General features: G+C 74.7%; 22 protein-coding genes and 1 pseudogene. 8 read left to right on the top strand and 15 right to left on the bottom strand.

Features of this window, described 5'->3' with window-relative positions; translation table 11 throughout:
• Positions 1-3: 3 nt before the first annotated feature.
• Both ACFYPD_RS24165 and lgt read right to left on the bottom strand, forming a co-directional pair.
• Complete coding sequence (locus ACFYPD_RS24165; protein WP_387117581.1) at positions 4-1,191, bottom strand: FAD-dependent oxidoreductase; 1,188 nt, start codon at positions 1,189-1,191, stop codon at positions 4-6.
• A gap of 11 nt (positions 1,192-1,202) precedes the next feature.
• On the bottom strand, positions 1,203-2,429 hold the full coding sequence (gene lgt / locus ACFYPD_RS24170) for a prolipoprotein diacylglyceryl transferase (protein WP_387117584.1): 1,227 nt from the start codon (positions 2,427-2,429) through the stop codon (positions 1,203-1,205).
• Between the two features lie 104 nt (positions 2,430-2,533).
• Between lgt and ACFYPD_RS24175 the strand changes: the two genes are divergently transcribed.
• A complete protein-coding gene (locus ACFYPD_RS24175) occupies positions 2,534-3,073 on the top strand; it encodes an NUDIX hydrolase (RefSeq protein WP_387117588.1) in 540 nt (179 codons plus the stop codon).
• A 183-nt stretch (positions 3,074-3,256) separates the two neighbouring features.
• Here the strand turns inward: ACFYPD_RS24175 and trpA are convergent, their stop codons facing one another.
• The 3 genes from trpA to trpC are packed head-to-tail and all read right to left on the bottom strand — an operon-like array spanning position 3,257 to position 6,142.
• Positions 3,257-4,060, bottom strand: coding sequence for a tryptophan synthase subunit alpha (gene trpA / locus ACFYPD_RS24180; protein ID WP_387117591.1), 804 nt, complete (start codon positions 4,058-4,060; stop codon positions 3,257-3,259).
• A gap of 4 nt (positions 4,061-4,064) precedes the next feature.
• Positions 4,065-5,297, bottom strand: coding sequence for a tryptophan synthase subunit beta (gene trpB, locus ACFYPD_RS24185; RefSeq protein WP_387117594.1), 1,233 nt, complete (start codon positions 5,295-5,297; stop codon positions 4,065-4,067).
• 41 nt (positions 5,298-5,338) lie between these two features.
• Positions 5,339-6,142, bottom strand: a complete 804-nt coding sequence (gene trpC / locus ACFYPD_RS24190; RefSeq protein WP_192579804.1) for an indole-3-glycerol phosphate synthase TrpC — start codon at positions 6,140-6,142, stop codon at positions 5,339-5,341.
• 490 nt (positions 6,143-6,632) lie between these two features.
• On the opposite strand from trpC, the gene ACFYPD_RS24195 reads away from it, so the two are divergent.
• Positions 6,633-6,905, top strand: coding sequence for a hypothetical protein (locus tag ACFYPD_RS24195; protein ID WP_387117597.1), 273 nt, complete (start codon positions 6,633-6,635; stop codon positions 6,903-6,905).
• A 43-nt stretch (positions 6,906-6,948) separates the two neighbouring features.
• On the opposite strand, the gene ACFYPD_RS24200 is transcribed toward ACFYPD_RS24195, so the two are convergent.
• The 6 genes and pseudogenes from ACFYPD_RS24200 to ACFYPD_RS24225 form a co-directional block, all read right to left on the bottom strand.
• On the bottom strand, positions 6,949-7,512 hold the full coding sequence (locus ACFYPD_RS24200) for a Trp biosynthesis-associated membrane protein (protein WP_387117600.1): 564 nt from the start codon (positions 7,510-7,512) through the stop codon (positions 6,949-6,951).
• Positions 7,509-9,062, bottom strand: a complete 1,554-nt coding sequence (locus ACFYPD_RS24205; RefSeq protein ID WP_387117603.1) for an anthranilate synthase component I — start codon at positions 9,060-9,062, stop codon at positions 7,509-7,511. Before ACFYPD_RS24205 ends, ACFYPD_RS24200 begins: the two co-directional genes overlap by 4 nt.
• Positions 9,059-9,493 carry a phosphoribosyl-AMP cyclohydrolase gene (hisI, locus tag ACFYPD_RS24210; RefSeq protein WP_387118116.1) on the bottom strand — a complete coding sequence of 145 codons (435 nt, stop codon included), beginning with the start codon at positions 9,491-9,493 and terminating at the stop codon, positions 9,059-9,061. Before hisI ends, ACFYPD_RS24205 begins: the two co-directional genes overlap by 4 nt.
• 228 nt (positions 9,494-9,721) lie before the next feature.
• Positions 9,722-10,392: pseudogene (locus tag ACFYPD_RS24215) on the bottom strand (hypothetical protein); the annotation flags it as partial.
• A 160-nt stretch (positions 10,393-10,552) separates the two neighbouring features.
• Positions 10,553-11,557: an aldo/keto reductase gene (locus tag ACFYPD_RS24220; protein WP_387117606.1), complete on the bottom strand. Its 1,005-nt coding sequence runs from the start codon at positions 11,555-11,557 to the stop codon at positions 10,553-10,555.
• Positions 11,554-11,943 carry a MerR family transcriptional regulator gene (locus ACFYPD_RS24225; RefSeq protein ID WP_154227799.1) on the bottom strand — a complete coding sequence of 130 codons (390 nt, stop codon included), beginning with the start codon at positions 11,941-11,943 and terminating at the stop codon, positions 11,554-11,556. Before ACFYPD_RS24225 ends, ACFYPD_RS24220 begins: the two co-directional genes overlap by 4 nt.
• Before the next feature lie 104 nt (positions 11,944-12,047).
• Here ACFYPD_RS24225 and ACFYPD_RS24230 point away from each other — a divergent pair, with 104 nt between their 5' ends.
• From ACFYPD_RS24230 to ACFYPD_RS24240, 3 genes are read left to right on the top strand one after another with little or no spacing between them, the layout of a single operon-like run.
• Positions 12,048-12,773: an ABC transporter ATP-binding protein gene (locus ACFYPD_RS24230; protein WP_387117610.1), complete on the top strand. Its 726-nt coding sequence runs from the start codon at positions 12,048-12,050 to the stop codon at positions 12,771-12,773.
• Positions 12,770-13,525: an ABC transporter permease gene (locus ACFYPD_RS24235; protein ID WP_387117613.1), complete on the top strand. Its 756-nt coding sequence runs from the start codon at positions 12,770-12,772 to the stop codon at positions 13,523-13,525. Before ACFYPD_RS24230 ends, ACFYPD_RS24235 begins: the two co-directional genes overlap by 4 nt.
• Complete coding sequence (locus ACFYPD_RS24240; protein ID WP_387117616.1) at positions 13,525-14,118, top strand: TetR family transcriptional regulator; 594 nt, start codon at positions 13,525-13,527, stop codon at positions 14,116-14,118. The genes ACFYPD_RS24235 and ACFYPD_RS24240 overlap by 1 nt, the downstream gene beginning before the upstream one ends.
• Positions 14,119-14,122: 4 nt before the next feature.
• Here the strand turns inward: ACFYPD_RS24240 and ACFYPD_RS24245 are convergent, their stop codons facing one another.
• On the bottom strand, positions 14,123-15,898 hold the full coding sequence (locus ACFYPD_RS24245; RefSeq protein WP_387117619.1) for an ABC transporter ATP-binding protein: 1,776 nt from the start codon (positions 15,896-15,898) through the stop codon (positions 14,123-14,125).
• A gap of 56 nt (positions 15,899-15,954) precedes the next feature.
• Positions 15,955-17,829, bottom strand: a complete 1,875-nt coding sequence (locus ACFYPD_RS24250) for an ABC transporter ATP-binding protein (RefSeq protein ID WP_387117622.1) — start codon at positions 17,827-17,829, stop codon at positions 15,955-15,957.
• 216 nt (positions 17,830-18,045) lie between these two features.
• Here ACFYPD_RS24250 and ACFYPD_RS24255 point away from each other — a divergent pair, with 216 nt between their 5' ends.
• From ACFYPD_RS24255 to ACFYPD_RS24265, 3 genes are all read left to right on the top strand, one after another.
• The gene (locus ACFYPD_RS24255; protein ID WP_387117625.1) at positions 18,046-18,675 is read left to right on the top strand and encodes a TIGR03085 family metal-binding protein; all 630 of its coding nucleotides are present in this window, start codon (positions 18,046-18,048) and stop codon (positions 18,673-18,675) included.
• A 128-nt stretch (positions 18,676-18,803) separates the two neighbouring features.
• Positions 18,804-19,754 (top strand): terpene synthase, encoded by a 951-nt coding sequence (locus ACFYPD_RS24260; RefSeq protein ID WP_387117628.1) that lies wholly within the window; start codon positions 18,804-18,806, stop codon positions 19,752-19,754.
• Between the two features lie 143 nt (positions 19,755-19,897).
• Positions 19,898-21,724 carry an AMP-dependent synthetase/ligase gene (locus ACFYPD_RS24265; RefSeq protein ID WP_387117631.1) on the top strand — a complete coding sequence of 609 codons (1,827 nt, stop codon included), beginning with the start codon at positions 19,898-19,900 and terminating at the stop codon, positions 21,722-21,724.
• An 86-nt stretch (positions 21,725-21,810) separates the two neighbouring features.
• Here the strand turns inward: ACFYPD_RS24265 and ACFYPD_RS24270 are convergent, their stop codons facing one another.
• Both ACFYPD_RS24270 and ACFYPD_RS24275 read right to left on the bottom strand, forming a co-directional pair.
• Positions 21,811-23,082, bottom strand: a complete 1,272-nt coding sequence (locus ACFYPD_RS24270) for a low temperature requirement protein A (RefSeq protein WP_387118119.1) — start codon at positions 23,080-23,082, stop codon at positions 21,811-21,813.
• Positions 23,083-23,184: 102 nt separating this feature from the next.
• Positions 23,185-24,462 carry a low temperature requirement protein A gene (locus ACFYPD_RS24275; protein WP_387117633.1) on the bottom strand — a complete coding sequence of 426 codons (1,278 nt, stop codon included), beginning with the start codon at positions 24,460-24,462 and terminating at the stop codon, positions 23,185-23,187.
• Positions 24,463-24,491 lie beyond the last annotated feature (29 nt).

Raw genomic sequence — 24,491 nt, forward strand, 5'->3', positions numbered from 1 at the left:
CGGTCAGGCCGGCGGGTGCCAGGAGGCCGCGGCGGTCGCCGCCGTGTTGCGCAGCCGCGGGCTGATCGTGCCCAGGGCGGCGTCGCGGGCGCGCAGCGCCAGCCGGCCCCGGGTCTGGAGCACCGCCGACATCCGGCGGGTCTGCCGCACCATGGTGGCCGCGCGGGGCCGGCGCAGCCGGTCGTAGCCGGCCACCGCGTCGGGGAGCCGGGACTCGCGCAGCAGCGCCGACAGGGTGGCCGCGTCCTCGAAGGCGAGGCAGGCGCCCTGCCCGAGGTGCGGCGGCATGGCGTGCGCGGCGTCGCCGAGCAGCACCACGCCGCCCGGCCCGGCCGGGAACCCGTACGCCCGGGGCAGCGGGCGCAGCTCACGGATCTCCTGCTGCACCACGTCGGCCGGGTCGGTCGCATCGAGCAGCGTGGCGATCGGTGCGGGCCAGCCCGCGTACCAGCGCTTGAGCAGGGCGAGCTGGGTCTCCGGCGGCTCGGGGCGGGGCGCACCGGCGGCGGTGGCCACCCAGTAGATGCCGCCTCGGCGGGAGGCGCCCGCGGCGCCCCGGTCGCCGAGGGAGGCGGCCACAAAGCGGTAGCCCGCGCCGAGCGTCTCGCCGTGCACCGGCTGGTCGTCGGGGAGCTGCGGGGCGCGGTACCAGGGGATGACGGCCCGCCACGCGGCGCAGCCGGAGCTGACCACGGTCGTCTCCGGGGCGAGCTGCCGCCGAATCTCGCTGTCGGTGCCGTCGGCCGCGACCACCAGGTCCGCCTCGACGGTGTGCCGGCCGTCGCCGACCGCGGGACGCTCGCCGGGCGTCGCCCGCACGGTCCGCACGGTCACCCCGGTGCGCAGCTCCACCTGGTCGCCCAGGCCGGCGATCAGCGCGTCGTGCAGGTCCTCCCGGTGCACCACCACCGGCATCCGCTCGGCCGGGGTGGGGCGGGGCTGCACCAGCCAGTGCCCGTCGGGTCGGCGCACGCCGCCGTCGGGCAGCGGGGTGGCGATCGCGTCCAGCCCGGCGCCGAGGCCGAGGGCGCGCAGCGCGCGTACCCCGTTGGGCCAGAGCACCACGGCGGTCGTCTCCGGACGGACCCGGTCGGCCCGTTCGAGAAGGGTGACCCGCCAACCGGACCGGGCCAGCGCTCCGGCCGTCGCCAACCCGCCGAGGCCGGCGCCGACCACCACCGCGCTCCGCATGACTCCCCCGCTCAGCTGTCCCGGTCGGCGGGGCGGGCGCCGCCGGCGCCGGCCCGGTCCTCGTCCGCGCGGTCCGGGCCGGGCCGCGCCTCGCCGGCCGGCTCGCGCTCCGCGTCGGTCGCGGCCTCGGCGGTCGCGGCCTCGGCGGTCGCGGCCTCGTCGGCCTCGTCCCGGTCGGCCTCGTCCCGGTCGGCCTCGTCGGTCGCCGCCGGCTCGTCGGCGGGGACCTCGCCGGTCTCCCGGTACGTGCGGAACTGCTCCTCGGTCACCACCCGGTAGCCCTCCGGCGCGACCGGCCGCGCCCCGGCCTCCCGAGCGGAGAGGTCGACCTGGGACACGTCGCCGCCCGCCGGCGGGACCGGGGCGGCCGGCTCGCCGACCGGGATCAGGTATTCGCGCGGCCCACGTACCCGCACGAAGTAGACCAGCGCGCCGAGGAAGACCAGCGCCGCGGTCCACACGTTGAGCCGCAGGCCGAGGATGTGGTTGGCCTCGTCGGTCCGCATCAGCTCGATCCAGAACCGGCCCGCCGTGTAGCCCATCACGTAGAGCGCGAAGGCGCGGCCACGGCCCAGCCGCAGCTTCCGGTCGAGGACCACGACCAGCGCGGCGACGCCGATGTTCCAGAGCGCCTCGTAGAGGAAGGTCGGGTGGTAGAGCCCCGGCTGGAGGACCGGGTTGCCCGCGTCGTCGCGCAGCGCGTGCCCCGGGTTGTCCGGGTCCATCACGTGGACCTGCAGACCCCAGGGCAGGCTGGTGCGCCCGCCGTAGAGCTCGTTGTTGAACCAGTTGCCGAACCGGCCGACGGCCTGGGCCAACGGCAGCCCCGGCGCCAGCGCGTCGGCCACCACGGCGAACGGGATCCCCAACTGCCGGGCGGCGAACCAGGCGCCGACCGCGCCACCGGCCACCGCGCCCCAGATGCCGAGCCCGCCCTCCCAGATGGCGAACGCCTTGAGCGGCTGGCCGTCGGCGCCGAAGTATTTCTCGGGCGAGGTGAGCACGTGGTAGATCCGGGCGCCGACGATGCCCGCGGGCACCGCCCAGACGGCGATGTCGAGCACGGCACCCGGGGCGACGCCGCGGCGGCGCAGCCGGTACTCGGTGACCACGCAGGCCACCACGATGCCGACGATGATGCAGAGCGCGTAGGCCCGGATCGGAACCGGTCCGAGCTGCCAGACGGCGGTGCCGGGGCTGGGCAGGGCCGCCAGGGGGGTCATCGGGGCGAGGGTCACGGGTGCACACGGTACCGGGGCGGACCGTGCTCGCGGCACCCCCGGTCCGCCCGGGTTCGCGGGTCGGATGACTTCTGGTTTGCGCGGTCGTAGGCTCTTTGTCCATGAGCGCGCTCACCTGGGCGGTCGCCGCGGTCGTCACCGACCCCTCCGGCCGGGTGCTGCTCTGCCGTCAGTCCGGCGGCGGCCGGCGCTGGGCGCTGCCCGGTGGGCGGCTGCGCCGCGACGAGAGCCCGCCCGCCGCCGCGCGGCGGGAGATCCGCGCCGAGACCGGCTGGGAGGTCGAACTGGTCGACCTGGTCGGCCTCTACCGGCTCGGCGACCCCGCCGCTCCCCCTCCTGCCGCCGGCCACTGCGGTGCCCTACCGGACGTGCTGGTGCACGTGTTCCGGGCCCGGACGCTCGGCGTGGCGCCGGCCGGCATCCCGGCGGGCGGCTGCCACCTGGACTGGCATCTGCCGGACGCCCTGCCCGAGGCGCTCACCCCGACCACCCGCGCTGCCGTCGCCGACGCCCTGGCCGGCCGCTCCGGCGTCCTCCGCGACCCGACGCAGGACGGCGGCGAGGCCGGGCCGGCCGGTGCGGCGGCGGCCGCCCCGCCTGAGCAGCGATCCGGGGGCGAGCTGGGCACCACCCGGCGTTGACGCCCCCCGGGTACCGGCCCTACCACCGCGGCGCCGACGGGTCGCGGGCCGCCCCGGGCACGCCGCCTGCGCGGACCGGACCGATCGCTTTACTCCAGGACGGCGAGGTGGGGGCATCGGCGACCGCCGGATACCACCGCATCGGCGAGATGGAGTGGATTAAAAGAACAGAGGCGCCGGTCGTCAGCGGGCCGGGTTGCGGACGCCTTCGGCGAGTTCGGCGCTCAGGGCGCGCAGGGCGGTGAGGCCGGCCGCCTGGTCGGGGGCGTCGAGCACGCAGCGGACCAGCGCGCTGCCCACGATCACCGCGTCGGCGTACCCGGCCACGGTGCCGGCCTGGGCGCCGGTGCCCACGCCCAGCCCGACGCCGACCGGCAGGTCGGTGACCTCGCGCAGCCGGGAGACCAGGACCGGGGCCGCCTCGGAGGTCTGGGCCCGGGCGCCGGTCACCCCCATGATGGCGGTGGCGTAGACGAAGCCGCGGCAGTGCTCGACGGTCATCTTCAGCCGGGCGTCGGTGGAGGACGGCGAGACCAGGAACGTCCGGTCCAGGCCGTGCGCCTCGGAGGCGGCCAGCCACTCGCCGGCCTCCTCGGGGATCAGGTCCGGCGTGATCAGGCCGGTGCCCCCGGCGGCGGCCAGGTCGCGGGCGAACGCGTCGACGCCGTACTGCTCGATCGGGTTCCAGTAGGTCATCGTGACCACCGGCGCGCCGGTCGCGGCCACCGCGTCGATGATGCGCAGCGTGTCCGCGGTGCGTACGCCGCCGGCCAGGGCGATGTCGCTGGCCTTCTGGATGACCGGGCCGTCCATCACCGGGTCGGAGTAGGGAATCTCCACCTCGATGACGTCGACGCCGGCCTCGACCATGGCGGTCATCGCGGCGATGCTGCCCTCGACGGTCGGGAAGCCCGCCGGCATGCAGCCGACCAGCACCGCCCGCCCGTCGGCCCGGGCCTTGTCGAAGGCGACCCCGATCCGGCTCACGCTCTCACTCCTTGTCGAGGATGCCGAAGTATCCACCGGCGGTGTGCACGTCCTTGTCGCCCCGGCCGGAAAGGTTGACCACGATGACCGGCTCCCGGCCCAGCTCGGCGGCGAGCTGCGGGGCGATCTTCCGGGCGCCGGCGAGCGCGTGCGAGCTCTCGATCGCCGGGATGATGCCCTCGGTGCGGCAGAGCAGCTCGAAGGCGGCCATCGCCTCGTCGTCGTCGACGGGCAGGTAGGTGGCCCGGCCGCTGTCGTGCAGCCAGGCGTGCTCCGGCCCGACGCCCGGATAGTCCAGGCCGGCCGAGATCGAGTGCGACTCGATCGTCTGGCCGTCGGAGTTCTGGAGCACGTACGTCCGGGTGCCGTGCAGGACGCCCGCCGAGCCGCCGGTGATGCTGGCCGCGTGCCGGCCGGTCGCCACGCCCTCGCCGCCGGCCTCGAAGCCGTAGAGGCGCACCCCGGTGTCGGGCACGAAGGCGTGGAAGATGCCGAGCGCGTTGGAGCCGCCGCCCACGCAGGCCGCCACGGCGTCCGGCAGCGCGCCGGTGAGGTCGAGGCACTGCTGGCGGGCCTCGACGCCGATGCCGCGGACGAAGTCCCGGACCATCTCGGGGAACGGGTGCGGGCCCGCGGCGGTGCCGATCAGATAGTGGGTGTTCTCGACGTTGGCGACCCAGTCCCGCATCGCCTCGTTCATCGCGTCCTTGAGCGTGCGCGAGCCGGTGGTGACCGGGACGACGGTGGCGCCGAGCATCCGCATCCGGGCCACGTTGAGCGCCTGCCGCTCGGTGTCCACCTCGCCCATGTAGACCACGCAGTCGAGGTCGAACAGGGCGGCGGCGGTGGCGGTGGCCACGCCGTGCTGGCCGGCGCCGGTCTCCGCGATGACCCGCTGCTTGCCCATCCGCTTCGTGAGCAGCGCCTGGCCGAGCACGTTGCGGACCTTGTGCGCGCCGGTGTGGTTGAGGTCCTCCCGCTTGAGCAGGACCCGAGCGCCGATCTGGGCGGAGAGCCGCCGGGCCTCGTAGAGCAGCGAGGGGGTGCCGGCGTAGTCGCGCAGCAGGGCGTCGAACTCGGCGAGGAAGCTCTCGTCGGTCATCGCCTTCCGGTACGCCGCGTCGAGCTCGTCGAGCGCGGCGACCAGGGCCTCGGGGACGAAGCGGCCACCGAAGCGGCCGAAGTGACCGGCGGCGTCGGGGAGCTGGCCGGTCGGGGCCGCGGCGTCAGTGCTCATCGCGGAAGTCCTCTCGAGACGTGTCGGGCCCCGGCGCGGGGTTAGCGCACCGGGCGGGGCGTGGCCGGGTGGTTGCCGGCGTTGACCAGCTCGGCGACCGCCTCGCGGGGGCTCTTCTGGGTGACCAGGCCCTCGCCGACCAGGACCGCGTCGGCGCCGGCCGAGGCGTACCGGATGAGGTCGTGCGGGCCGCGCACGCCGGACTCGGCGATCTTGACGACGCTGCTCGGCAGGCCGGGCGCGATCCGCTCGAACACCGAGCGGTCGACCTCCAGGGTACGCAGGTCACGGGCGTTGACGCCGATCACCTGCGCGCCGGCCTCCATGGCGCGGTCGGCCTCCTCCTCGTTGTGCACCTCCACGAGCGCGCACATGCCCAGCGACTCGATCCGCTCCAGCAGCCCGACCAGGACGTTCTGCTCCAGCGCGGCGACGATCAGCAGCACCAGGTCGGCGCCGTGCGCGCGGGCCTCGTGCACCTGGTAGCTGGAGACCACGAAGTCCTTGCGCAGCACCGGCACGTTCACCGCGGCCCGGACCGCGGCGAGGTCGTCCAGGGACCCGCCGAACCAGCGGCCCTCGGTGAGCACGCTGATCGCCCGGGCGCCACCGGCGGCGTAGTCGCCGGCCAGGTCGGCCGGGTCGGCGATCTCGGCCAGCCGTCCCTTGGACGGCGATGAGCGCTTCACCTCGGCGATCACGGCCACGCCGGGCCGGCGCAGCGCCGCGTACGCGTCCAGCGGCGGCGGCGCGGCGGCGGCCAGTTCGCGGATCCGCTCCAGCGGAACCTGCTCCTGTCGCCGGGCCACGTCCTCGCGCACGCCGGCCAGGATCTCGTCGAGCACGCTTGCGGACGCCGCCGAACCGGCCTCGTCCCCCTCCGCGTGCGCATGCTCAGCAGTCACCAACGGACTCCCCTCTCCGGGTGTCATGGGCCGATGCTAGGGGGCGCCACCTGGAAGCAAGTGCCCGGGGGTATGGCGCTCCTCACGGAATGGGCTGTGGCATGATGACCGACTTGCGGTGAACACGGTGTCACGCAGCGCCACCGCGCCCATCGACCGGCGCCACCCGGGCGCGCCCCGCGCCCCCGGCCGCCATATCGACCGCCACCCATGACCCATCTCACCATGGCGGCCCGCTGCGTGCAGGACCATGACGGTCGTCGATGCTGTGAGCAAGCTCAAGGCCGAACGGCCCTGCCCAGGTCGGACCGCCTGCCGCAGAGTTGACCTGCGTTTCACGCGGGCGAAACGTGAGCCCGGCAGCATCTTCCTCGGGCAGACTCGATGAGGCGGCTGCCGACCGTCGCCAACGATCACGTGCGGGGTGACCATGAGCGCCAACGGGCCGAACCAGACCCTCGGATTCACCACCATCTCCCGGAGCGTCGCGTCGCTCGCCGTCGGCGTGGTGCACAGCCTGGAACGCGCCATGGCCGGCGACGGCCGGATGCGCACCGCCCGGGGCAACGCCTGGGAGGCGGTCTGCGCCGACCGGGCCCGCGCCGCCCAGCGCCGCGAACTGGAACGCCTGGTGGCCGAACTGGCCGCCGCCCGCGCCGCGGCCCGCGAGCGCCGGGACGCGCGCGCGACGCCCAGCCGGTGAGCTGACCCGGCGGACGCCGTGACGCTCCGGACGCGCCCGACGGTCAGCTGACCGTCGGGTCCTCGCCGCGGTCCAGCGCCTCCCAGGCGTCCCGGGTGCCTCGCTCGACCGCCGGCCGGTCCTCGCCGGCGGGCCCGGCCGGCCGCTCCGCCCGCCGCTCGTAGCGGGCGCCCATCGCGGGCCAGTCGCCGCCGCGCAGCGCCGTGAACAGCCCGCCGGCCACCAGGACCAGCCCGCCCGCCAGCACCAGCGCCGGCCACTGCCGGCTCACCCCGGACTCGGTCAGGCCGTAGCCGCCCCCGGCCGCCACGCCGAGCCCGATCAGGGCCAGCAGGCCGCCGAGCAGCCGCCGGACCCGCCCCCGGGTGGCCAGCACCGCGCCGGCGCCGGCCAGCCCGACCAGGGCCAGCGCCGACACCCAGGGCAGCAGTTCCGCGCCGGTGCGGGCGTGCCGGCTGGGCGGCAGCGAACCGCGCGCGGTCACTTCGACCGACCAGGTCCGGGTCACCGCCCAGAACGCCAGGCCCGCGCCGGCCAGGCAGAGCAGCACGGCGTACGTCAGCTCGCGCCGGCCCCGCGCGGCGGATGCGCCGGTCGACGCGCTCATCGCGCGGGCCGCAGCGTCTCGGCGGCGGCGATGGCGACGAGCACGGCGGCGGCCTTGTTCCGGGTCTCCTGGTCCTCCGCGGCGGGATCGGAATCGGCCACCACACCCGCCCCGGCCTGCACGTAGGCCCGGCCCTCGCGGATCAGCGCGGTCCGGATGGCGATCGCCATGTCGAGGTCGCCGCCGAAGCCGAAGTAGCCGACGGTGCCGCCGTAGAGGCCGCGCCGGGCCGGCTCCAGTTCCTCGATGATCTCCATGGCCCGCACCTTGGGCGCGCCGGAGAGGGTGCCGGCGGGGAAGGTCGCGGCGAGCGCGTCGAAGGCGGTGCGGTCCTCGCGCAGCTCGCCGACGACCGTGGAGACGATGTGCATGACGTGGCTGTACCGCTCGATGGTGGCGAACTCCGGCACCTCGACCGTGCCCGGTCGGCAGACCCGGCCCAGGTCGTTGCGGCCCAGGTCGACCAGCATGACGTGCTCGGCGCGCTCCTTCGGGTCGGCGAGCAGCTCGGCGGCGAGCCGGGCGTCCGCCTCGGGGGAGCCGCCGCGCGGCCGGGTGCCGGCGATCGGGTGCAGCAGCGCCCGGCGCCGCCCGTCCGCGCCGGTGCTCACCTTGAGGTGCGCCTCCGGCGAGGAGCCGACGATGTCGAAGCCGTCGAAGCGCAGCAGGTACATGTACGGGCTGGGGTTGGTGGTGCGCAGCACCCGGTAGACGTCGAGCGGGTCGGCGTGGGTGGGGCGCTCGAAGCGCTGGCTGAGCACGATCTGGAAGCACTCGCCGGCCCGGATGGCCTCCTTGGCCGCCTCCACCGCCTTCGGGTAGCCGCCCTCCGGCGTGCGGCTGACCACCTCGCCGACGCCGGGCCGGGCGACCGTCGAGATCATGGGCGGAATCGGTCGGGACAGGGCGGTGGTCATGGCGTCCAGCCGCCCCACCGCGTGGTGGTACGCGGCCGCGACCAGCGACTCCCGGTCGGGCGCGTCGAGCGGGGGCAGCACCGCGTTGGCGACCAGGATCGCCGAGCCGTCGTAGTGGTCGAGCACCACGAGGTCGGTGGCGAGCATCATGCCCAGCTCGGGCACGTCGAGTTCGTCCTCGGTCAGCTCGGGCAGCCGCTCGAAGCGGCGGACCAGGTCGTACCCGAGGTAGCCGACCATGCCGCCGGTGAGCGGCGGCATGCCGCTGGCCGGATCCCAGGCCGGGCCGGCCAGTGCGGCGACGGTCTCCCGCAGCGCGGCCACCGGGTCGCCGGCGGCCGGCACCCCGGCGGGCGGCTCGCCGGCCCAGACCGCCGCGCCGTCCCGCTCGGTCAGGGTGGCGCTGCTGCGTACCCCGATGAAGGAGTAGCGCGACCAGGCCATCCCGGCCGAGCCCACGCCCTGCTCGGCGGATTCCAGCAGGAACGTGCCGGGGCCGCCGGCGAGCTTGCGGTAGACGCCGACCGGGGTCTCCGCGTCGGCGAGCAGTCGCCGGGTGACCGGCACGACCCGCCAGCGGGCCGCCAGGTCGGCGAAGGCGGCCTGGTCCGGGCTGACCGTGCCGTCGGTCATGAGGTCGCCTCCGGGGTGCTGACCGGCAGTTCGGTGAAGAAGCAGGTGCGGTGCCCGGTGTGGCAGGCCGCGCCGACCTGGTCGACGCTGACCAGCAGCGCGTCGCCGTCGCAGTCCAGGGCGACCGAGCGGACGTACTGGTGGTGGCCGGAGGTGGCGCCCTTGACCCAGTACTCCTGGCGGCTTCGCGACCAGTAGGTGGCCCGGCCGGTGGTCAGGGTGCGGTGCAGCGCCTCGTCGTCCATCCAGGCGACCATCAGCACCTCGCCCGAGTCGTGCGCGCGGACCACGGCGGCCACCAGGCCGTCGGGGGTGCGGCGCAGCCGGGCCGCGATGGCCGGGTCGAGCCGGGAGGGGCGGTCCGGGCCGGGGGCCGTGGCGGCGCCGGAGCTGGCGGGGGCGCCGGTCACGGGCGCGTCAGAGGCGGGCACGGTTGACCATTCTCCCGTACGCGGCACCGGCACCGCCGACGTGTCCCGGGGAGCGGGCGCGGGGCGGTCCAGCGCCCGGGTGAGCTGGCCGAGATAGCGGTCCAGCCGGCCGTCGACCAGGGCCGCGGCCAGGTCCGCGCCACCGACCGCGGCGATCTCCCCGGCGTACGGGCGGACCAGCGGGACGGTGCCGGTGACCAGCCGGCCGGCCGCGGCGCCCACCTCGGCGGTGCCGCCGGGGCGCAGCCCGAGGCAGAGCAGCATGTCCTCGCGGTAGCCGGGCGGCGCGACCGGCAGGTCCAGCGCGGCGGCCAGGGCGGCCCGGCGGGACACGACCCGACCGAGGGGTTGGCCAGGCGCAGCACCGAGGGGCAGAGCCGGGCCAGGTCGGCGGCGGCGAGCCGGACACCCACCGGGTCGCCGGCCCAGCGGGCGCCGGCCGCCTTGCCCAGGGTGGCGATCAGCTCTTCGAGGCGGGGCTCGTCGGCGGGCTGGCAGAGCACCGGCAGGTCGATCCGGCGCCGCCATTCCGGCGCCGCCCAGAGCAGCCGGGCCGGCGCGGTGACCGGCAGCCCGAACGCCCAGTCGGCGGGCTGGCCCAGCCGGTTCACCCAGGAGCGGACGTCCCGGGCGGCCACGGAGACGTGCACGAGCCGGCCGTCGAACTCGGCCAGGTAGGCCCGGCGGGCCGCGTACGGGGTGCCGTTGAAGGCGGGACCCGCCGCCCCGGGTGCCGTGAAGAGGGTGCCGGGGCGGGCCGGACCCGCCGCCCCGGTTTCTGGGGCGGCGGGTGGCTCGCCGGTGCCGCCGGGCCGCTCGTCGTCGACGGAGACCAGCACGTCGACGTCGACGTCGCTGTGCTCGGTGGCGGCCTGCCGGGCGTGGCTGCCACGCAGCATGATCCCGACGACGGGACGGTCGGCGGCCTGCCGGAGGCGGGCGGCCCAGTCGTCGAGGAATTCCGGCAACGGCAACGGAGCGGGACCCACGGCGTCATGGTGCCGGACGCCCGATCTTGGCGCAATGACCGATGCCGGACCAGGTGTCCGCTGCTGGGCGCTAGTGCCCCACCGTTCGCATTCCTGCCGGGGTGTACCTTTCCCCGGCGACGGCGCCGGCGGGCACCGCCCCGCCCAGCCGGTCCCGCTGCTCCGGGGTGAGCCGCAGGTCGGCCGCGGCGGCGTTCTCCTCCAGGTAGCGGACCCGCTTGGTGCCGGGGATCGGCAGGACGTCCTCGCCCTGGGCGAGCAGCCAGGCCAGCGCCGCCTGGGCGGGGGTGCAGCCCAGCTCGCCGGCCACCGCGCGGACCGCCTCGGCCAGCTTCAGGTTGGCGTCGAGGTTGCCGTCGGCGAACCGGGGCACGGTGCGCCGCCAGTCGTCCTCGGCGAGCTGCTCCCGGCTGGTGATGGCCCCGGTGAGCAGGCCCCGCCCGACCGGCGAGTACGCCACCAGGGACACGCCCAGCTCCCGGCAGGTGGCCAGCATCTCCCCCTCGACGTCCCGGGTGAACAGCGAGTACTCCATCTGGACCGCCGAGATCGGGTGCACCGCGTGCGCGGCCCGCAGGGTGGCCGGGCTGACCTCGGAGAGGCCGATCAACCGCACCTTGCCGGCCTGGACGAGCTCGGCCAGCGCGCCGACGGTCTCCTCGATCGGGGTGGCCGGGTTGCGCCGGTGCAGGTAGTAGAGGTCGATGGTGTCGATGCCGAGCCGGGCCAGCGAGGCGTCGCAGGCCTGCTTCGCCCAGGCGGCGCTGCTGTCCACGTAGGCGCCCGGACTGCCGGTGCCGCCGAAGTTGTCGCCGCTGGTGCGGTTGCCGAACTTGGTGGCCAGGAAGACGTCGTCCCGCCGGGCCCGGACCACCGGCCCGAGCAGCCGCTCGTTCGCCCCGAAGCCGTACATGTCGGCGGTGTCGAGGTGGTTGACCCCGAGGTCGAGGGCCCGGTGCAGGGTCCGGGTCGACTCGGCGTCGTCGGCGCCGCCGTAGGCGAAGCTCATGCCCATGCAGCCCAGCCCGATGGCCGAGACCTCCGGGCCGCTCGCGTCCACTCGTCGCTTGATCATGCCAGTTCCTCCTCTGCCCGGCGGTACGCGTCGATCTTGTGGTCGAGGACCTTGAGGTCCTCCTCCAGCTCGGCCATCCGGGCCAGCACCCGGCTCCGGTGCGCCTCGAACAGGGCCCGTCGGGCACCGAGCGTGCGGTCCCCCTGCCGGGCCAGTTCGGCGTAGCGCCGCATGTCCCGTACCGGCATGCCGGTGCGCCGCAGCCGGGTGAGCAGGAACAGCCAGTTGACGTCGGACTCGGTGTAGCGCCGGCGGCCCGCGGAGTCGCGGCCGACCGGGGCGACCAGGCCCTCCTGCTCGTACCAGCGCAGTGTGTAGGTGGTCAGGCCGACCCGTTCCGCCGCCTCACCGACGGTGAGGCTCATCTCCCGCGTGCTGATGTCCACGTCCCCAGGCTTCCAGTTCGAGGGCACTCGAAGTCAACCTTGCGCCCAACCGGGCAACTCATCTAGCGTTGAGTTCAACGGTTGATGAGTTTTTGGAGGCGGGCATGGACGACGCGGTGTCGGTCCGTGACCTGGTGGTCGAGCGGGGCCGGCAGCGGGTGCTCCAGGGCATCTCCTGCGCGGTGCCCCGCGGCTCGGTCACCGGGCTGCTCGGGCCGAGCGGCAGTGGCAAGACCACCCTGATGCGCGCGATCGTCGGGGTGCAGACGGTCGGCTCGGGCACGGTCACCGTGCTGGGTCGGCCCGCCGGGGCGGCCGAGCTGCGCCGCCGGGTCGGCTACCTGACCCAGGCGCCCAGCGTCTACGCCGACCTGACGGTCCGGGAGAACGCGCGTTACTTCGCCGTGCTCCAGGGGCGGGGCCGGGCCGAGGCCGACCGGGCGGTGGCAGACGTGGGGCTGGCGCAGGCCGCCGACCAGCTGGTCGGCACCCTCTCCGGCGGGCAGCGCAGCCGCGCCTCGCTGGCCTGCGCCCTGGTCGGGGACCCGGAGCTGGTCATCCTCGACGAGCCCACGGTCGGCCAGGATCCGGTGCTCCGCGCCGACCTGTGGGCCCGGTTCCACGCCATGGCCGCCGCCGGCACCACGCTGCTGGTCTCCAGCCACGTGATGGACGAGGCGGCCCGCTGCGACCGGCTGCTGCTCATCCGGGACGGCCGGCTGGTCGCCGACGACACCCCCGACGCGGTCCGCGCCACCACCGGCGTGGACGACCTGGAGGAGGCCTTCCTCCGGCTGATCAAGGCGAACGAGCAGGAGGCCGACCAGTGAACCCCCGCATCCTCGCCGCCACCACCGGCCGGATCCTGCGCCAGCTCCGGCACGACCGGCGCACCGTGGCGATGCTGGTGGTGGTGCCCACCGTGCTGCTCACGCTGGTCTACTTCATGTACGTCGAGCAGCCCACCCCGCCCGGCCGGCCGAGCGTCTTCGACCGGGTCGCGCTGATCATGCTGGGCTTCTTCCCGTTCATCATCATGTTCCTGGTGACCAGCATCGCCATGCTGCGCGAGCGCACCACCGGGACCCTGGAGCGGCTGCTCACCACCCCGCTCGGCAAGATCGACCTGCTCTTCGGCTACGGCATCGCGTTCGGGCTGGCCGGAGTGCTCCAGTCGACCGTCGCCTCGCTGGTGGCGTACCAGGTGTTCGGGCTGGACACCGCCGGCAGCCAGTGGCTGGTGGTGATGATCGCCGGCCTCAACGCGGTGCTGGCCGTGGCGCTCGGCCTGCTCTGCTCCGCGTTCGCCCGCACCGAGTTCCAGGCCGTGCAGTTCCTGCCGGTGGTGGCCCTGCCGCAGCTGCTGCTCTGCGGGCTCTTCGTGCCCCGCGGCGAGATGGCCGGCTGGCTCCAGGCGATCAGCGACGTGCTGCCCCTGTCGTACGCCGTCGAGGCGCTCCAGGAGGTCGGCGCGCACGCCGACCCGACCGGGACGATGTGGCGGGACGTGGCGATCGTCGCCGGCGCGGCGGTGGCGGCACTGGTGCTGGCCGCCGCGACGCTGCGGCGGCGCAGCGGGTGATGGCCCGGCGCACCGGCCGGCGACCGGGCAACCCGGACACCCGGGAGGCCATCCTCGCGGCGGCCCGGGCGGCGTTCGCCGAGCGCGGCTTCGACGCCGCCTCGATCCGGTCGATCGCCACGGCCGCGGGGGTGGACCCGGCGCTGGTGCACCACTACTTCGGCACCAAGGAGGAGCTGTTCCGGGCCACCGTGGCGATTCCGGTCGACCCGGCGCAGCTCGTGCCGGCCGTGCTGGCCGGCGACCCGGATCAGGTGGGCGAGCGCCTGGTCCGCACCTTCCTGAGCGTCTGGGACTCGCCGGTCGGCGGGGCCGCCGTGGCCCTGCTCCGCTCGGCGGTCAGCAGCGAGTGGACCGCCCGGCTGCTGCGCGAGTTCCTGGTCACCCAGGTGATGCGGCGGGTCCTCGACCAGCTCGACGTCGACCCGGCGCAGCTGCCGCTGCGGGGCGCGCTGGTGGCCACGCAGGTCGCCGGCCTGGCCATGATGCGCTACGTGATCCGCCTCGAACCGGTCGCCTCCGCCGACCCGGAGACCCTGGTCGCCACGATCGGCCCGACCATCCAGCGCTACCTCACCGGCGACCTGGACTGACTCGTCAGCGGGTCTGCTCCAGCCAGGAGGCGTAGAGCAGGGCGTAGACCGACTCCGGGTCCCGCAGCAGCTCGTCGTGCGGGCCGCGCTGCACGATCCGCCCCCGGTCCACCACGATCACCTCGTCGGCGGCCTGGGCGGTGGACAGCCGGTGGGCGATGGCCAGCGTCGTCCGGCCCCGGGTGACGGCGTCCAGGGTGCGCTGGAGGCGTACCTCGGTGGCCGGGTCGACGGCGCTGGTCGCCTCGTCGAGCACCAGCAGGTCGGGGTCGGCCACGTACGCCCGGGCCAGCGCGACGAGTTGCCGCTCGCCGACGCTCAGCGCCTCACCGCGCTCGCCGACCGGGGTGTCCAGCCCAGCCGGCAGCCCGTCCAGCCAGTCGGCCAGGCCCAGCTCGGAGAAGGCGGCGGTGAGCTGCCCGTCGGTCAGCTCCGGGCGGGCGAAGCGGACGTTCTCCCCGACCGTGGCGTCGAAGAGGAAGCCGTCCTGCGGCACCATCACCACCCGGGAGCGCAGCGACTCGAAGCGCACCTCGCGCAGCGAGACCCCGGAGAGCAGCACCTCGCCCTCGGTCGGGTCCATGAGCCGGGTGAGCAGCTTGGCGAAGGTCGTCTTGCCGCTGCCGGTCTCGCCGACCACGGCCACCCGGCTCTTCGCCGGGATCTCCAGCGACACGTCGTGCAACACCGGCGGCCCGCCCGGGTAGGCGAAGGTCACCCCGGCGAAGCGGATGTCCAGCGGTCCGTCCGGCAGCTCCCGGCCCTGCTCCCCCGGGTCGGCCACGTCCGGCGCGACGTCCAGCACGTCGAGCACCCGGCGCCAGCCGGCGATCGCGTTCTGCGCCTCGTTGAGCACCTCGGTGGCGATCTGCACCGGCTGGATGAAGAGCGTCACCAGGAACAGGAACGCGGTGAGCTGGCCGATGGACAGGGTGCGGTCGACGCCGAGGTTGACCCCGACCACCACCACGCCCGCGAGGGCCAGGCCGGCCGCCAACTCACCGACCGAGCTGCCCACGATGCTGATCCGGATCGCCCTCTGCTGGGCCTGGCGCTGCCCCTCGATGGCCGCGTCCAGCCGCCGGGCGGTGCGCCCGGAGATGCCGTACGCCCGGATCACCGGCGCACCCACCACGCTCTCGCCGATGGTGCCGAGCAGGGTGCCCATCCGCTGCCGGACCAGCCCGTAGGCGCCCGCGAGCCGGCGCTGGAGCAGCCGGATCACCAGCACCGCCGGCGCGAACGCGACGAGCACCACCAGGGTCAGCTGCCAGGAGTAGGCGAGCATCACGGCCGTGGTCACCACGAGCTGGCCCAGGTTGACGATCAGGATCACGCCGCCCCACTGGAGGAACTGGGTGATCTGGTCGACGTCGCTGGTGACCCGGGAGACCAGCGAGCCGCGCCGCTCGGACTGCTGGTGCAGCATGGACAGGTCGTGCACGTGCCGGAACGCGCGCGTGCGCACCCCGGCCAGCGCGGTCTCGCTGACCGTGAACAGCCGGCGCATCATCAGGTAGCCGCAGGTGGTGGTGACCACCAGCACGGCGGCGGTGACCACCACGGTCACCATGACCACGTCCAGGTCGAGGCCGCCGAGGATGCCGTGGTCGATGCCCCGCTGCACGGCCACCGGCACGGCGACCCGGCCGACCATGTAGATCAGGGCCAGCGCCACGGTGCCGGCCAGCCCGGTCCTCAGCTCCGGGGAGAGCGCCAGCCCGCGCCGCAGCGTCCGCCAGGTCGACTCGGTCGCCTCGGCCTCGTGGTTCGCGCTCACCGCGCCGGTCTCCGTTCGCGACTGCGGGGCTCGCAGACCCGGCTCACTCCTCGCGCTCACCGGTCAACCTCGATTTCCAGGCCGGAGGTCAGCGGGGTGACCTCGTCGTACGTGCGGGTCTGCTCGCGTTCCTGCTCGGCCTGCTCGTAGGCGGTGACCAGGTCGGCGTAGCCGGCGACGGTGGCGAGCAGGTCGGTGTGCGTGCCCCGGGCCACCACCCGACCGTGCTCGACGTAGATCACCTCGTCGGCGAGCGCGATGGTGGCCCGCCGGTAGGCGACCACCAGGATCGAGGCGGGCGCGTTGCCGTCAGCCGGGGCGCGCAGCCCGGCCAGGATGGCCGCCTCCACCCGCGGGTCGACGGCGCTGGTGGCGTCGTCGAGCACCAGCAGCCGGGGCCGGCCGGCGATCGCCCGGGCCAGGGTGAGCCGCTGCCGCTGCCCGCCGGAGAGCGAGGTGCCCCGCTCGCCGACCATGGTGTCCAGCCCGTCGGGTAGCGCGGCCACGAAGCCGTCCGCCTCGGCCAGCCGCAGCGCCGCCCAGACCTCCTCGTCGCCGATGCCGGCGCGGTCCAGGGCGATGTTGGCCCGCACGGTGTCGTCGAAGACGAACGGCACCTGGGCGACCAGGGCCACGGTCGAGGCCAGCGAGGCGGCGGTCAGCTCCCGCACGTCGACGCCGTCCAGGGTGACCGTGCCGGTGCGCGGGTCGACCAGCCGCACGGCCAGCGAGGTGATGGTGGACTTGCCGGCGCCGGTCGGCCCGACCAGGGCGACCGTCTTCCCGGCCGGCACGGTGAAGGTGACCTCGCCGAGCACCTCGGCGCCGGGCAGGTGCGCCTCGGCCGGCTCGTACCCGAAGTGCACGTCGTGGAAGGCGAGGGTGGCCGGCGCCGGCGTGGCCGGGTCGAGCGTCACGTCGCCGTACGGCATCTCGCCGGTGGCGTCGAGGACCCGGCGGACCCGGTCCCAGCCGGCGACGCTGCGCGGCAGCTCGGCCAGCACCCAGCCGATGGCCCGGACCGGGAAGGCCAGCACGGTGAAGAGGAACGCCACGCTGACCAGCTCGGTCACGGTGATCGCGCCCTCCCGGAGCCGGACCGCGCCGACCACCAGCACGGCGAGCGTGCCGAGGCTGGGCAGCGTCTCCAGCATCGGGTCGAAGACGCCGCGCAGCTTGCCGACGGAGATCAGCGCGTCGCGCAGGTCGCCGGCCCGGTCGGCGAACCGGGCGGTCTCCTGGGCCTCCCGGCCCATCGTCTTGACCACCAGGGCGCCGTCGAAGCTCTCGTGCGCGATGCCGCTGACCTCGGCGCGCAGCCGCTGGGCGCGGGCCTGGCGGGGCGCCATCCGGCGGGAGTAGACCACGTTGAGCGCGAACAGCGCCGGGAACACGGCGAGCCCGACCAGCGCGAGGGCCCAGTCGGTGAGGAAGAGCGAGATCACCGCACCGACGAGCATCACCAGGGTGCCGACGGCGAAGGGCAGCGGCGCGATCGGATACCAGGCGGCCTCGACGTCCGAGTTGGCGTTGGAGAGCAGGGTGCCGGTGGCGTTGCGGTGGTGCCAGGCCAGCGGCAGGTCGAGATAACGGCGGGTGACCCGGCGGCGGTAGGCGGCCTGGAGCCGGTACTGCATGTAGCCGGCGCCGAGCCGGCGGCCGAAGATGCCGACCACCCGCAGCACGCTGATGCCGAACAGTGCGGCGGCGGCGAGCGCCAGGGCGCCGCCGGTGACCGAGCCGCGGGCGACCGCCGGGACCACCACCTTGCCGACCACCGCGCCGACCACGTACGCGCTGGCGATCACCATGAGGCCGAAGAGCACGCTGCCGGCCACCGCGACCGCGAAGATGCGCGGCTGCTCCCGGATGGCCCGGCCGAGTACCCGTAGCCCTCTGCCGAGGACGTCCCGACTTGTCCCGCTCGCCACGCTCTCCCCCGCCGTAAGCCGCAGTTATCTCCCTCATCCTTACCGGTCGGCCCCTGCTCTGCCGACCCGGCCCCGATATGTCCGCCGTCACTCCTTCCCGGTCAACCCCGCCCAGCAGGACGGACGTCCGCGCGGCCGGACGGTGCCGGACGAGGGACGCCGGCGCGGGGCCGCGCCGGACGCGCCGATCGGCCCGGGCGGGCCTACGATCGGGCCATGCCGCGGTACGCCCGAACGGAGCGCGAGGCGCTCGCCGACCTGATGCTGGAGCTGGGACCGGACGCGCCGACGGTCAACGAGGGGTGGACCACCCGGGACCTGGCGGCGCACCTGCTGGTGCGGGAGCGCCGGCCGGACGCGGCGGGTGGCATCCTGCTGCCGCCGCTGCGCGGGTACGGCGAGGCGGTCCGTCGTCGGGTGGCCGCTGGACCCTGGGCCGAGCTGGTGGACCGGGTCCGCCGCCCGCCGCGGTGGAGCCCGCTGAGCAACCCGCTGACCGACGAACTGGTCAACAGCCTGGAATTCTTCATCCACCACGAGGACGTGCGCCGGGCCCGGGCGGGCTGGCTCCCCCGCGACCTGCCGGCCCGGCAGCAGGCCGCGCTCTGGAAGCGGGCCGCCATGCTGGCCCGGGTGGCGTTGCGGCGCTTCCCGGCGGACCTGCTGATCCAGGCCCCCGGCTACGGCGAGCGGGCCGTCGGCCGCGGCGGCGAGCGGCTGCGGGTGGTGGGCGCGCCGGGCGAGCTGGTGCTGTTCATCTCCGGCCGCCAGCGGGTGGCCCGCGTCCAGGTGGACGGCCCGACCGAGCCGGCGGAGCGGTTGCGGACGGCCGGCCTGGGCTTCTGACGAAGCGCGCCGGACCGGTCACCGGATCCCGTGGGAACAGCTTCGGCCCAGCGACGGGCGCCGATCCGCGCTGCCGTACGCTCCTGACCCGCCGCCCAACCGCGGGGTGGCGGGACAAGGGGAGACGGATGCGAGGCTTCGCGCTCTCGGCACTGCACGAACCCCCCTTCCCGGCGCGCCGGCACGCCGCCGTCGAGCTGGTCGCCGGGGAGAGCGCAGCGTGGGTCGTCGACCTGGGCCTGATCGACACCCCGGCCGGGTTGCGCCGGCTCGCCGGCGCCCACCCGGTGGAGCTGGCCGGGCGGGCCTGCCCGGACGCGTCGGTCGGCGACCTGCGACTGCTCGCCGACCTGATCAGCTGGCTGTTCGTGATGGACGACGCGTGCGACGAGGACGGCCTGGGGGCCAGCCCCACCCGGCTCGCGCCGACCGTGGCGGCCCTGCTGGAGGTGCTCGACCGGCACGGCGATCCGCTCGCCCCGAGCCCGACCGGGGCCGGCCCGCTGGCCGTGGCGCTGGACGACCTGTGCCGGCGGGTCCGCGACCGGCGGCGGCCGGCGCTGCTGCTGCGCCTGGTCAGCCAACTGCGCGAGTACCTGCTGGCCCTGCTCTGGGAGGCGGCCAACCGGGAGCACCGCCGGGTGCCGGGGGTGGTCGAGTACGTGCAGATGCGCCGGCACACCGGGGGCGCCCGGCCCAGTTTCACCCTGACCGACCTGGCCCACCCGGACCTGCCCGGCCCGGACCGGCGGGCGGACCCGGCGCTGGCCGCCCTGGACGCGCTCGCCGCCGACCTCGTCTGCTGGTGCAACGACCTCTTCTCCTACGACAAGGAGCGGGCGACGGGCCCGGACGCGCACAACCTGGTCACCACGATCGCCGGCGAGGCCGGGCGGGGCGAGGAGGCGGCGCTGCGCGCGGCGGCCACCCGGTTCAACGAGGGCCTGGCGGCGTACGCGGAGCGGGACGCGGCGCTGGCCGCGACGGGCGACGAGGGGGTGCGGGCCTTCCTCACCACCCGGCGGAACTGGATCCGGGCCACCTACGACTGGTCCCGCGCCGCCACCCGGTACGCCTGAGCCGCGGGTTCCACCTCCCGGGAGGGCGGTCGCCGCAGGCCACCGGGGCTAGCCGCTGCCCCGGTCCAGGCAATACTCTTCGGTAACCGCAGAATGGCGTGACCCCCGTCACGTCCCTCCACCCTCTGAAGGCGGCTACAGCGATGGCTCTCGATGTACCGTACCGTTCCGTACCCGACATGTTCCTCAAGCGCGTGGCGGACTCCCCCGACCGCCACGCGTTCGCCCATCCCGCCCCGGACGACTCGGGGCCGGTCTGGCTGACGTGGGAGCAGGTCGGGCAGCGCGCCAAGGCGATCGCCGCCGGCTTGCACGCGCTCGGCGTCGGCCTGGAGGATCCGGTGGCGATCCTCGCCAACACGCGGCTGGAGTGGGTGCTCGCCGACTTCGGGATCATGTGCGCCGGCGGGGCCACCACCACCGTCTACCCGACCACCGAGCCGGAGGACGCCACGTACATCGTCGCCGACTCCGGGTCGAAGGTGCTCTTCGCCGAGAACCCCGCCCAGGCGGCGAAGATCGCCGGCACGGCGGTGCCGGCGCTGACCCACGTGGTGCTCTTCGACGGCGCACCCGACCCGGCCGCCACCGTCCCGCAGCTCACCCTGGCCGAGCTGGAGGACCGGGGGTCCCGGGCGCTGGCCAACGAGCCCGACCTGATCGACATGCTGGTCGCCGGCATCGGCCCGGACCACCTGGCCACCCTGATCTACACCTCGGGCACCACCGGCCGGCCCAAGGGCGTCGAGCTGCTGCACGGCGGCTGGTGCTGGGAGGGCGTGGCGCAGGCCGAGTTGGGCCTGCTGCACGCCGACGACCTGCAGTACCTGTGGCTGCCGCTGTCCCACTCGTTCGGCAAGACGCTGCTCTGCGGCGCCACCCACGTCGGCCTGCCCACCTACGTCGACGGCCGGGTCGACAAGCTGGTCGACCTGCTCGGGGTGATCCGGCCGACGCTCATGTGCGGCGCGCCCCGGGTCTTCGAGAAGGTCTACAACAAGGCGGTCACCACGGCACAGGGCGCCGGCGGCGCGAAGGCGAAGATCTTCGCCTGGGGCGTCGCGGTGGGTAAGGAGAAGGTCGCGCTGGAGCAGGCCGGCAAGCCGGTGCCGGCCGGACTGAAACTGAAGTACGCGCTGGCCGAGAAGCTGGTGTTCAGCAAGCTCCAGGCCCGGCTCGGCGGCCGGATGCGGGTGCTGGTCTCCGGCGCGGCGCCGCTCAGCAAGGAGATCGGCACCTTCTTCGCCGCGGCCAACCTGCCCATCTCCGAGGGCTACGGGCTCACCGAGACCAGCGCCGGCGCGTTCGTGAACCCGCCCGACGGGCTGAAGATCGGCAGCGTGGGCCGGGCCATGGGCGACCTGGAGTGCCGGATCGACACCGACGGCGAGATCCTGGTGCGGGGCAAGCCGGTCATGCGCGGCTACCACAACCTGCCCGAGGAGACCGCTGCCGCGTTCACCGAGGACGGCTTCTTCCGCACCGGCGACATCGGCACCCTCGACGACGACGGCTACCTGTGCATCACCGACCGGAAGAAGGACCTGGTCAAGACCTCCGGCGGCAAGTACATCGCGCCGTCGCACATCGAGGGCATGTTCAAGGCCGTCTGCCCGTACACCTCGCAGGCGGTGGTGATCGGGCAGGCGCGCAACTACTGCACCATGCTGGTCACGCTCGACCCGGACGCGATCAAGGGCTGGGCGGCCGGCACCCCGCTGGAGGGCCGCGACTACACGGCGATCGTCACCTCGCCCGAGGCGCAGGCCATGGTCGAGGGCTACGTGGCCGAGCTGAACGGCAAGCTGAACCGCTGGGAGACGATCAAGAAGGTGACCATCCTCCCCCGGGACCTCACCATCGAGGACGGCGAGGTCACCCCGTCGCTGAAGATCAAGCGCCGGAGCGTGGAGACCAACTTCGCCGACCAGATCGACAAGATGTACGCGGGCAGCCTCGCCGAGTTGTAGCGAGCCCGCACCGCCCGGCGGCCGTGCCCCTCCGTCCCGGGGCACGGCCGCCGCCGTGGTTCCGGGCCCGGTCACACTCCTCGCGCTCAGAGGTGCTGCTGGCGCCAGTGGCTCTGGTCCGCTTCCGCGGCGAGCTGCTCCTCCAGCGCGAGCTCCCGGACCTGGCGCCGCCCGCCGTCCTCGCTGAACGTCTCCGCGATCACCCCGATGGTGGTGAGCACCGCCAGCAGGCCCAACGCGGCCAGCTCCGGGATCGGGGCGGCGAACGGGGCGACGGCGGCGAGCACCACCACCGTGACCAGCAGCGGCCAGTGCACCTTCCGCAGCGCCACCAGCGCGCAGCCGACAAGACTGAGCAGGTAGAGACCCACCCCGCCGTAGAAGACGGCGACCCAGAAGCCGCCGAGCGGATCGCCCCAGCTGGGGGATTCTGGGCTGGCCGCCTCGGCGAGCAGGTCCTTCAGGCCGAGGGCGAAGAGAATGATCCCGGCGAGCAGGGGCAGGTGCAGGAACGTGTAGACGTCCCGGGCGAGCCGGAGCCGGGCGGCCGGGTCCCGGGCGTGGTGCAGCGCCTGCTCCAACGCGTACGCCAGGGTGTCGAAGTACCCCCACCAGAGCATCGCCACGATCAGGACGCCGAGCAGCGCGGCGACCGCCACCGGGCGGGTGAGCGGCAGCCCGGTCTTCGGGCCGAGCCCGAGCGCGATGATCAACTCGCCGAGCGCGATCAGCACCATCAGGGCGTGCCGCTCCGCCCAGTGCCCGGCCGAGACCACCACCCACCACCGCCGGGCCAGGGTCACCCCGCCGACGTACTCGACCAGCAGCGCCACGGTCCAGAGCGCCAACTGCAGCGCCACCGCGAACGGCCGGTCGGCGAGCCGCTGGGGAACCGTGCCGGCGACCACCAGCAACGCGGTGGCCACGCTCGGCAGCACCGCGCGCAGCAGCAGCCGCTGGCGCCGGACCGGATCCGCCCGGTCCACCCAGCCGAAGACCACGAGCTGGGCCATCCGGATCACGAAATAGCAGCCCGCGAAGACCAGCGGGCCGTTCAGCCCGCCGGGACGGTCGACGAACGCGCTCGGCACGCTGAGCACCAGCAGGAAGGTCGCGGCCACCGTGACGAAGCCGACCAGCGGCAGCAGGCCCTGGTCGGCGCGCACCGCGTTGCCGAGCCGGGCGAAGCCGGTCCACGACCACCAGAGCAGCGCCAGCACCAGCAGGCAGCGGTAGAGGTTGGTCGGGGTGAGCAGGGTGGCGGTCAGCGTGGTGACGTTGATGAACGCGAAGACGAAGACCAGGTCGTAGAAGAGCTCCAGCCGGGTGGTCCGGGAGCCCGGCGCGCCGAGTCGCACCACGCGCGACCATCCGGCACCCCCGCCGTTCCCCACCCGGGCAGTCTCCGCAATCCCCGCCCCGCGCCGGTGCCGATCAGGGGATCCGTACCGGAACGGGGCCTACCGCCCGGGCGCGCCGCCCGCGCCGTGCTCGTCGAGGAACTCGTCGCGCAGCGCGCGGCGGGCCGCCCCGAAGAGCACCATCTCGGCCACCACCATCCCGGCGCAGACCACGGCGAGCAGCCCCAGCGCGGCCAGCGCCGGCAGGTGGTCGGCCATCGGCAGGAGCAGCACCAGCAGCACCGTGGTGGCGACCCGCGGCCAGTTGACCGAGCGCATGTTGCGCAACCGGAAGCCCACGTGGCCGAGCAGGTAGACGATCACGCCGCCGTAGAGGGCGAGCAGGCCCAACCCGTGCAGCGGGTCGGTGAGCCGGTGGTGGGTGTCGTCCGCGACGTACGCCAGCACCTTCTTGAAGCCGAGGGCGAGCAGGATGATCCCGGTGATCATCGGCAGGTGGAGGTAGGTGTAGGAGTCCCGGCCCAGCGCGGCCCGCTCGGCGCCCCGCGCCCGGGCCAGCACCCGCTCGGCGGCGATCGACACCACGTCGAAGTACGCCCACCACAGTGCCGCCGCCACCGTGACGCCGAGGAACGAGGCCACGATGATCGGCCAGGAGATCGGCAGCGCGGTGATCCCGACGCCGATCGCGACCAGGGACTCCCCCAGCGCCACGATGATGATCAGGCCGTGCCGCTCGGTCCAGTGCGCGGCCGAGTAGATCTGCCAGCCCGCCGCGCCGATGGCCATGATGCCGCCGTAGTCGACGACGAGGGCGAGCACCCAGAGCAGGGTCCGCAGCCACACGACCCGCGCCGGGTCGTCGGTGAGGTACGAGGGCAGCAGCGCGGCGGTGAAGAGCAGCACCGCCCCGCCCAACATCGGCAGGGCGGCGCGCACCAGCTGCCGGCGCAGCCCGGCGTCGCCGCGGGCGGCGTACCAGTAGAGGACCAGGTGCAGCACCCGGACGGCCAGGTAGCAGGCGGCGAACACGACCGGGCCGGGGAGCCCGCCGGGCAGGTCGACGAACGCCTCCGGGATGGTGGCGGCGACCACGAACATGATGGCCACCACCGCGAAGAGGACCACCCGGACCACGCCCTCGTCGGCGCGGACGGTGTTGCCGAGCCAGGCGTAGCAGCACCAGCACCACCAGAGCAGGGCCAGCACCAGCAGGCCCCGACCCATCCCGGGCCAGGTCAGGTCGGCCGCCATCAGCGCGGTCACCTGGGTGAGCGCGTAGACGAAGACCAGGTCGAAGAAGAGCTCCAGCGGGGTGACCGAGGCGCCCTCGGTCATCCCCCGCATCCGCGGCCCGCGCCGCGTCCCGTCCGTCACGGCCGACAGTCTCGCAGCCGTCCGGCGGG

Source organism: Micromonospora sp. NPDC005299 (assembly GCF_042872345.1).
In the GTDB taxonomy this organism is placed as follows: domain Bacteria; phylum Actinomycetota; class Actinomycetes; order Mycobacteriales; family Micromonosporaceae; genus Micromonospora.

What these genes read in the sequence shown, in the direction of transcription:
- ACFYPD_RS24165 (WP_387117581.1), bottom strand. Translation starts at nt 1,191, where the DNA reads ATGCGGAGCGCGGTGGTGGTCGGCGCCGGCCTCGGCGGGTTGGCGACG.
- ACFYPD_RS24175 (WP_387117588.1), top strand. Translation starts at nt 2,534, where the DNA reads ATGAGCGCGCTCACCTGGGCGGTCGCCGCGGTCGTCACCGACCCCTCC.
- trpB (WP_387117594.1), bottom strand. Translation starts at nt 5,297, where the DNA reads ATGAGCACTGACGCCGCGGCCCCGACCGGCCAGCTCCCCGACGCCGCC.
- ACFYPD_RS24195 (WP_387117597.1), top strand. Translation starts at nt 6,633, where the DNA reads ATGAGCGCCAACGGGCCGAACCAGACCCTCGGATTCACCACCATCTCC.
- ACFYPD_RS24200 (WP_387117600.1), bottom strand. Translation starts at nt 7,512, where the DNA reads ATGAGCGCGTCGACCGGCGCATCCGCCGCGCGGGGCCGGCGCGAGCTG.
- ACFYPD_RS24205 (WP_387117603.1), bottom strand. Translation starts at nt 9,062, where the DNA reads ATGACCGACGGCACGGTCAGCCCGGACCAGGCCGCCTTCGCCGACCTG.
- ACFYPD_RS24220 (WP_387117606.1), bottom strand. Translation starts at nt 11,557, where the DNA reads ATGATCAAGCGACGAGTGGACGCGAGCGGCCCGGAGGTCTCGGCCATC.
- ACFYPD_RS24230 (WP_387117610.1), top strand. Translation starts at nt 12,048, where the DNA reads ATGGACGACGCGGTGTCGGTCCGTGACCTGGTGGTCGAGCGGGGCCGG.
- ACFYPD_RS24240 (WP_387117616.1), top strand. Translation starts at nt 13,525, where the DNA reads ATGGCCCGGCGCACCGGCCGGCGACCGGGCAACCCGGACACCCGGGAG.
- ACFYPD_RS24255 (WP_387117625.1), top strand. Translation starts at nt 18,046, where the DNA reads ATGCCGCGGTACGCCCGAACGGAGCGCGAGGCGCTCGCCGACCTGATG.
- ACFYPD_RS24260 (WP_387117628.1), top strand. Translation starts at nt 18,804, where the DNA reads ATGCGAGGCTTCGCGCTCTCGGCACTGCACGAACCCCCCTTCCCGGCG.
- ACFYPD_RS24265 (WP_387117631.1), top strand. Translation starts at nt 19,898, where the DNA reads ATGGCTCTCGATGTACCGTACCGTTCCGTACCCGACATGTTCCTCAAG.